The 7,564-nt window shown below is 68.8% G+C and carries 7 protein-coding genes; 5 read left to right on the forward strand and 2 right to left on the reverse strand.

Annotated features, from left to right (window positions below):
* Positions 1–11 precede the first annotated feature (11 nt).
* From Q4F73_RS10205 to Q4F73_RS10215, 3 genes are read left to right on the forward strand one after another with little or no spacing between them, the layout of a single operon-like run.
* Entirely contained in the window at positions 12–176 is a 165-nt protein-coding gene (locus Q4F73_RS10205; RefSeq protein WP_303359246.1) for a DUF4244 domain-containing protein, read from the forward strand.
* Entirely contained in the window at positions 173–445 is a 273-nt protein-coding gene (locus Q4F73_RS10210; protein WP_303359241.1) for a hypothetical protein, read from the forward strand. Before Q4F73_RS10205 ends, Q4F73_RS10210 begins: the two co-directional genes overlap by 4 nt.
* Complete coding sequence (locus Q4F73_RS10215; RefSeq protein WP_303359242.1) at positions 445–738, forward strand: Rv3654c family TadE-like protein; 294 nt, start codon at positions 445–447, stop codon at positions 736–738. The genes Q4F73_RS10210 and Q4F73_RS10215 overlap by 1 nt, the downstream gene beginning before the upstream one ends.
* Here Q4F73_RS10215 and Q4F73_RS10220 read toward each other — a convergent pair.
* A complete protein-coding gene (locus tag Q4F73_RS10220; protein WP_303359243.1) occupies positions 713–3,088 on the reverse strand; it encodes a DEAD/DEAH box helicase in 2,376 nt (791 codons plus the stop codon). The two genes, Q4F73_RS10215 and Q4F73_RS10220, sit on opposite strands and share 26 nt — an antisense overlap.
* Positions 3,089–3,355: 267 nt before the next feature.
* Between Q4F73_RS10220 and Q4F73_RS10225 the strand changes: the two genes are divergently transcribed.
* Complete coding sequence (locus Q4F73_RS10225) at positions 3,356–3,559, forward strand: cold-shock protein (RefSeq protein WP_040084711.1); 204 nt, start codon at positions 3,356–3,358, stop codon at positions 3,557–3,559.
* A 125-nt stretch (positions 3,560–3,684) separates the two neighbouring features.
* Here the strand turns inward: Q4F73_RS10225 and Q4F73_RS10230 are convergent, their stop codons facing one another.
* Complete coding sequence (locus tag Q4F73_RS10230; RefSeq protein WP_303359244.1) at positions 3,685–4,284, reverse strand: DedA family protein; 600 nt, start codon at positions 4,282–4,284, stop codon at positions 3,685–3,687.
* Positions 4,285–4,508: 224 nt separating this feature from the next.
* On the opposite strand from Q4F73_RS10230, the gene topA reads away from it, so the two are divergent.
* Positions 4,509–7,409, forward strand: a complete 2,901-nt coding sequence (gene topA / locus Q4F73_RS10235; protein ID WP_303359245.1) for a type I DNA topoisomerase — start codon at positions 4,509–4,511, stop codon at positions 7,407–7,409.
* Positions 7,410–7,564 lie beyond the last annotated feature (155 nt).

The following is a 7,564-nucleotide window of genomic DNA, read 5'->3' on the forward strand; positions in this document are numbered from 1 at the left end:
TCACCCGCACCATCGACACCCTCCGCGACGACAAAGGCATGTCGACGGTGGAATACGCCATGGGCTCGCTCGCTGCAGCCGCCCTGGCAGCCGTCCTCTACGGGGTGATCAACGCCCCTGCCGTCGTCTCCGCTATCGAGGGAATCATCACCGACGCCCTCAGTTCCGCACCGTGACCACCATCGAGACGGCGCTGGGGATCGGCAGCCTCGTCAGTGTGTGCGGGATCATCGTCGCGGGGATCGCCACCATGTCCGCTCATCTCGTGGCCGTCGACACCGCCGGGGCTGCGGCCCGCGCCCACGCCATCGGGCACAGCTTCACCCCGCCCCGCGGCGAGGTTCACGTGAGTGAGGCGGGTGGCCTGGCCACCGCCGTCGCCAGCGTGCCCTCCCCACTGGGAACCCGCCGACACGCCGCCGTGTTCCCGGTCGAGGTGCCCTGATGCCCACCATCGTCACCGCGGGGGCGGCCGCCGCCCTCATCAGCCTGTGCCTGGTGGTCGTTGCCGCGGCGGGACAGGTCGAGGCCCGACACCGGGCGCAGGTGGCCGCGGACCTCGCGGCGGTGGCCGGCGCGTTCGCCCTCTACCGCGGCGACCACGGTTGCGCGGTGGCGGAGCAGGTGGCGGGCTACAACGGGGCGTCGATAAGCACCTGCGACGTGCGCGGGGCGGATCTGCGCGTCACCGCACGCGTGCGGGGGAAGGAGGTCACGGCGACGGCGGGCCCGGTATAGCGCCCGTCATGGTCACCAGGGCGCCGAGGAGCTTCAGGGCTCCGGCCTTGTCCAGCGGATTGTTGCCGTTGCCGCACTTGGGCGACTGCACGCACGAAGGACAACCCGACTCGCAGGCGCACGAACGCACCGCCTCGAAGGTGGCCTCGATCCACTCCGGGAAGCGGGCGAAGCCCTCATCGGCGAAGCCCGCTCCGCCGGGGTGGCCGTCGTAGACGAACACCGTCGGCAGCATCGTGTCCGCGTGCAGGGCGGTGGACACCCCGCCGATGTCCCAGCGGTCGCACGTGGCGATGAGCGGCAACAACCCGATCGCCGCGTGCTCCGCCGCGTGCAGCGTCCCCGGGGTCTCTCCCGCGCTCACACCCATCGCCTCGAGCGCCAGCGGGTCGATCGTGTAGGCCACCGCCCGGGTGCGCAGGCGTTGCTCCGGCATGTCCAGGGGCACGTGGTCGGCGGTGGTGCCGTCCGGGAGCTTGACGATGTACCCGGTCACCCGGTCGGTCACCTCCACCTCGACGTTGGCCACCCACAGACCGGGGGAGTAATTCACCAGGGCAAGCGGGTCGCCGATGATGCGGATGTCGGTCTCCGAGCGCGCGATCGTGGAGTACTCCGGGGTCTCCGGACGGGCCAGGGCGAGGTGGTCGTCGAGGTCGAGCTCCTCGACGACGAAGCTCTCCCCCTGGTGCAGATACACCGCGCCGGGATGCACCTGGGCGGCGGCGCGGGCGGCGTCGATGGTGCCCAGCAGACGGCCGTCGGAGACATCGACGATGAGCACCTCCTGACCGCTGCCCCCGCGCAGAGCCACGGTGGCGTGGGCGGTCTCGGGGGTGAGGGGGGCGTCGATAAGCGGGGTAGGGAACCAACCGCGTGGGCGTCGGCGCAGGAGACCGGCCTCCGTGAGCTCCGCGACGACCTCCTGCGCCCCGAGGGCCTCGACGTCCGCCTCCGTGAGCGGTTTCTCCACGGCCGCGCAGTAGACATGTCCCCGCAGCACATAGGGGTTGCGGGGGTTGAACACCGCGCGTTCCACCGGGCGGCCCAGCAGGGCCTCCGGGTGGTGGACGAGGTAGGTGTCCATCGGCTCATCGCGGGCGACGAGCACCACCACCGACCCCTGGCCGCGGCGGCCGGCGCGCCCGGCCTGCTGCCAGAAACTGGCCACCGTGCCCGGGAAACCGGCCGTGACCACGGCGTCGAGTCCGCCGACGTCGATCCCCAGCTCGAGGGCGTTGGTGGTGGCGACCCCCAACAGGGTGCCGTCGTCGAGCTGATGCTCCAGCCGGCGGCGGTCCTCGGCCAGGTAGCCGGCGCGGTAGGCGGCGATGCGGCGGGCGAAGTCCGGGCGTCCCAGGGAAGACAGTTCCTCCATGGTGCGTAGCGCCACCAGCTCGGCGGACCGCCGGGAACGGACGAAGGTGAGGGTCCGGGCGCCTTCGGCGACGAAGGTGGCCATGATGCCCGCCGCCTCGGAGGTGGCGGCGCGCCGCACGGGGGCGCCGTTCTCACCCTCCACCCCCTCGAGGAAACCGGGTTCCCACAGCACGACGGTGCGGGCCCCGCTCGGGGCTCCGTCCTCGGTGACGGCGGTGACCGGGCGGCCGAGGAGGTTGGTGGCGTGCGCCGCCGGGTCGTGCGCCGTGGCGGAGGCGAGAATGACGGTCGGGTGGGAGCCGTAGTGCCCGGCCAGGCGCAGCAGCCGCCTCAGGACCAGGGCGACGTTCGCCCCGAACACGCCCCGGTAGGTGTGGCATTCGTCGATGACGATGTAGCGCAGCCGCCGGAGCAGGCGGGCCCAGCGGGCGTGGTGGGCGAGCACTGACACGTGCAGCATGTCCGGGTTGGTGAACACGAAGCGGGTGGCGTCGCGGATCCCGGAGCGGGCCTCGGTGGGGGTGTCACCGTCGTAGGGGGCCGGGTGGATGGCGGCCAGCCCGTCGACCACGCGGGTGATCTCCGTGACGGCCTGCAGCTGATCGGAACCCAGGGCCTTCGTCGGCGTGAGGTAGAGGGCGCAGGCGGTGGGGTCGGCCGCCAGGTCGCTGAGGACGGGCAGGAGGTAGCCCAGGGACTTGCCGGAGGACGTGCCCGTCGCCACGACGACGTCGCGGCCCTCGTGCGCCAGCGTGGCGGTCGCGGCCTGGTGGAGGAACAGCCGCGGGATGCCGTTTTCCTCCAGATACCCCCGCAGCCCGGTGTGCACCCATTCCGGCCAGTCGGTGTGCCGGGCCGGGCGGGCCGGTTGGACGGTGGAGTATGTGCAGGTGGAGCCGGGGAAACGGCGGGTGATGGCGGCCGCCAGTTCGGCGCCGAGAGAGGCGCCCGGGGAGTGGGGACTCGTCATTGTGATCACCCCTGTATGTGGGAGAGCGCAGGGACATTTCGCGCCCGGAAACGTCGTAAGACTATCGCGGAAGGACGATCCGTGACACACTGGGTGCCGGTCGCTGTTTCTGTGCGTTACGTTTACGTGCTCGCAAGGGATTTATACGCGAGCACCCGAATCACCGCTCCACATCGGGGATGGTGGTCCATCGGGGGTTCGATACGACCCGGCTGTCGGCAGATGTCGGCGCCGTACCACCTCCACATCAAGAAATAGGTTTAAAACATGGCACAGGGAACTGTGAAGTGGTTCAACGCTGAGAAGGGCTTCGGCTTCATCGCTCCGGCCGATGGCTCCGCTGACGTCTTCGTCCACTACTCCGAGATCCAGGGCTCCGGCTTCCGTACCCTCGAGGAGAACCAGCAGGTCGAGTTCGAGATCGGTGAGGGCGCCAAGGGCCCGCAGGCTCAGGCTGTTCGCCCGCTCTAAGCCTCACACCGAGCTCTCCAAGGAAACTCTCGGCCCCACCGGTTCGACATAGTTTTCTCGCAGGACCGTCCACCCGTTTCACGGGAGGGCGGTCATTGTTGTTTCCGGGGGTCGGTGGGGTGAGCTTATCGACGCCCCACCCACCGCAGCTGCACCCACTGGATCGCCATGCCCACGAGGCTGCCGGCGGTGACGCCGATGACCAGGCCGAGCAGGGGAAAGTCGGAGAAATACCAGCCCCCGGCGTAGCCGATGAGAACGGCGAGCAGGGCCCACAGCACCACCCCGATGGTGTCGTAGAGGAAGAACCACCTCCAGGGGTAGCGCACGGAGCCGAGCATGATCGTCATGAACCACCGCGCCCAGGGGATGAAGCGGGCGACGATGATGGTCGTGGCCGCGTTGCGCCGGATGCTCTCGCGTACCCAGGCGATCGCCCGCCCGCGGGAGGTGTCCGCCGGGGTGCGCTCCACTACGCCGATGAGCCGCGTCCCCAACAGGTAGCAGAAGTTGTCGCCCACCATGGCGGCAGCCACGGCGACGGCGATGATCGTGCCCAGGTCAGGCACGCCGCGGGCACCGGACCAGGTGCCCGCGATCGTCAGCACCGCCTCGCTGGGGATGAGGGGCACCAGGGAGTCGATGACGACCAGGGCGGCGAGGACCGGATAAAACACCGGCAGGGTGAGCAGGCCTTCCACCCAGGTGATGATCTGCTCGGTCATCTTCGCCACGATAGCGATTCCGCAGCCGGAAGGCAGGGCGGGGGAAGCAGCTGTGAGGTTCCTGCGAATGGACCGGCCACAGGAGGCCCATTAAATACTGTGTAACGTGTTGAAAGAAACCGGGTCTGGGCTAAAGTCTCCCGGAAGGACGGTTGTGTCCCATGAAATACGCAGCGAGGAACGAGAGGGAAGAAACCCCCGTGGCAGAAGCGAAGGGATCAGGGATGAAGACCCTGGTCATTGTGGAGTCGTCGACCAAGGCGAAGAAGATCCAGCCTTACCTGGGCAACGACTATATTGTCGAGGCCTCGGTCGGACACATCCGTGACCTCCCGCGCGGTGCTGCTGACGTCCCCACGAAGTACAAGAAGGAACCGTGGGCGCGCCTGGGTGTGGACACGGAGAACGGTTTCGCACCGCTCTACGTCGTCAGCCCCGACAAGAAGAAGAAGGTCGCGGACCTCAAGTCGAAGCTGAAGCAGTGCGATGAACTGCTGCTGGCCACCGACCCCGACCGCGAGGGCGAGGCCATCGCCTGGCACCTGCTCGAGGTGCTCAAGCCCACCGTTCCGGTGCGCCGCATGGTGTTCAACGAGATCACCAAGCCCGCCATCCTCGCCGCCGCGGAGAACACCCGCGAGCTCGACGCCGACCTGGTCGACGCCCAGGAGACCCGCCGTATCCTCGACCGCCTCTACGGCTACGAGGTGTCCCCGGTGCTGTGGAAGAAGGTCATGCCGCGCCTGTCGGCGGGCCGCGTGCAGTCCGTGGCCACCCGCGTCATCGTCGAGCGGGAACGCGAGCGCATGGCGTTCATCTCCGCCGAGTACTGGGACCTGTCCGCTGATCTGGACACCGGACGCGAGGGCGATGACCCGGAGAACCCGCGGACCTTCCAGGCGAAGCTGGCGACGATCAATGGCCGCCGCGTCGCCCAGGGGCGTGACTTCGATGACCGGGGCCGGCTCAAGGGTGAGGCGGTGGTCGTCGATAAGCAGCAGGCCGAGGCCCTCGCCGAAGCTCTGCAGGGGGCGGACATGCAGGTGTCCGCGGTGGAGGAGAAGCCCTACACCCGTCGCCCGTACGCGCCGTTCATGACCTCCACGCTGCAGCAGGAATCCGGCCGCAAACTGCACTACACCTCGGACCGCACGATGCGTATCGCGCAGCGGCTGTACGAGAACGGCCACATCACCTACATGCGTACGGACTCCACCTCGCTGTCGGAGCAGGGCCTGACCGCCGCCCGCCAGCAGGCGAAGGAACTCTACGGTGACGCCTTCGTGGCTGATTCGCCGCGCCGCTACGACCGCAAGTCGAAGAACTCCCAGGAGGCTCACGAGGCGATCCGCCCCGCCGGTGAGCGCTTCGCCACCCCGGGTGAGCTGCACGGACAGCTCGACGCCGAGGAGTTCAAGCTCTACGAGCTCATCTGGCAGCGCACCGTCGCCTCCCAGATGTCGGACGCCAAGGGCACCTCCATGAAGGTGACCATCGCGGGTACCGCGCACACGGGCGAGGAGACCGAGTTCTCCGCCACCGGCCGCACCATCACCTTCCCGGGCTTCCTGCGCGCCTACGTGGAGACCACCCGCCAGGCCGACGGCCGCGACGTGGCCGACAACGCCGAAAAGCGGCTGCCGAACCTCACCGAGGGCGATGCCCTCACCGCCACCGAGATCACCGCGGACGGCCACGCCACCAACCCGCCGGCCCGCTACACCGAGGCCAGCCTGGTCAAGAAGATGGAGGACCTGGGTATCGGTCGTCCGTCGACGTACGCGTCGATCATCAAGACCATCCAGGACCGCGGTTACGTCGTGCCCCGCGGCAACGCTCTCGTGCCCAGCTGGGTGGCGTTTGCCGTGGTCGGCCTGCTGGAGAACAACTTCACCCCGCTCGTCGACTACGACTTCACGTCCTCGATGGAAGATGAGCTGGACAACATCGCCGCCGGTGAGGAGGACGGCACCCGGTGGCTCACCGGCTTCTACTTCGGCGACGCCGAGGCCGACGACAACACCGCCGAGTCCATCGCCCGCCACGGCGGACTCAAGGCACTCGTCGGTGAAAACCTCGAGCACATCGACGCCCGCGCCGTGAACTCCCTGCACCTCTTCGACGATGAGGAAGGCCGCGCCGTCTTCGTCCGCGTCGGCCGTTACGGTCCCTACATCGAGCGCAAGGTCGGCGAGAAGGACGGCGAGCCCGAGTACCAGCGCGCCAACCTCCCGGAGTCGACCACCCCGGACGAGCTCAACCTGGAACTCGCCGAGAAGCTCTTCGCCACCCCGCAGGGCGGCCGTGAGCTGGGTGAGAACCCGGCCAACGGCCGCATGATCGTGGCCAAGGAGGGCCGCTACGGCCCGTACGTCACCGAGGTCGTGCGTGACGACGAGCGCGCCACCGCCGAGGCCGCCGCCGAGGAGATCGTCCTCCAGGAACGGGCCGCGGAGGACGCCGAGCGTGCCGCCGAGGGAAAGCGGGCGAAGAACTGGGGCACCAAGACGGCGGCCGCGCAGAAGGAAAAGCGCATCAACGCCCTCGTCGAGGAGAATCTCAAGCCCGGCACCGCCTCCCTGTTCTCGTCGATGGAGCCGGCCTCTGTCACCCTGGAGCAGGCGCTGCAGCTGCTGAGCCTGCCGCGCGAGGTGGGTGTCGATCCCGCCGACAACGAGGTCATCACCGCCCAGAACGGCCGCTACGGCCCGTACCTGAAGAAGGGCAGCGATTCGCGTTCGCTGGCCAACGAGGAGCAGATCTTCGCCATCACCCTCGACGAGGCGCGTCGCATCTACGCGGAGCCGAAGCGTCGTGGCCGTGCGGCCGCGCAGCCGCCGCTGAAGATGCTCGGCGACAACGATGTCTCCGGCAAGCCGATGTCCGTCAAGGACGGTCGTTTCGGTCCCTATGTCACCGACGGCACCACCAACGCCTCGCTGCGCAAGGGGGATAGCCCGGAGACCATCACCGACGCCCGTGCCAACGAGCTGCTGTCCGAACGCCGTGCCAAGGAGGCCGCGGACGGCGGTGCCCCGGCGAAGAAGGCGACCAAGAAGACCACCCGTAAGGCTCCCTCACCGGGGACCAAGCGCGTGGTCAAGGCCGGTAACCGGAAGAAGTAGATGCGCCGCGCCTATCTGCTTGCCGGTGCCGCCTACGCCGCTTCCCGTGCACTGGGCTCGTGGCGGCTGCAGCTGGCGTCCAAGCCGGCGGTGGTCCCCTTGCTTATCGACGCCCCCGTCACAGCCCCCAGCCCCGAGCGCGAGATCGGGCTGGT

The organism is Corynebacterium sp., assembly GCF_030535495.1.
Lineage (GTDB): Bacteria > Actinomycetota > Actinomycetes > Mycobacteriales > Mycobacteriaceae > Corynebacterium.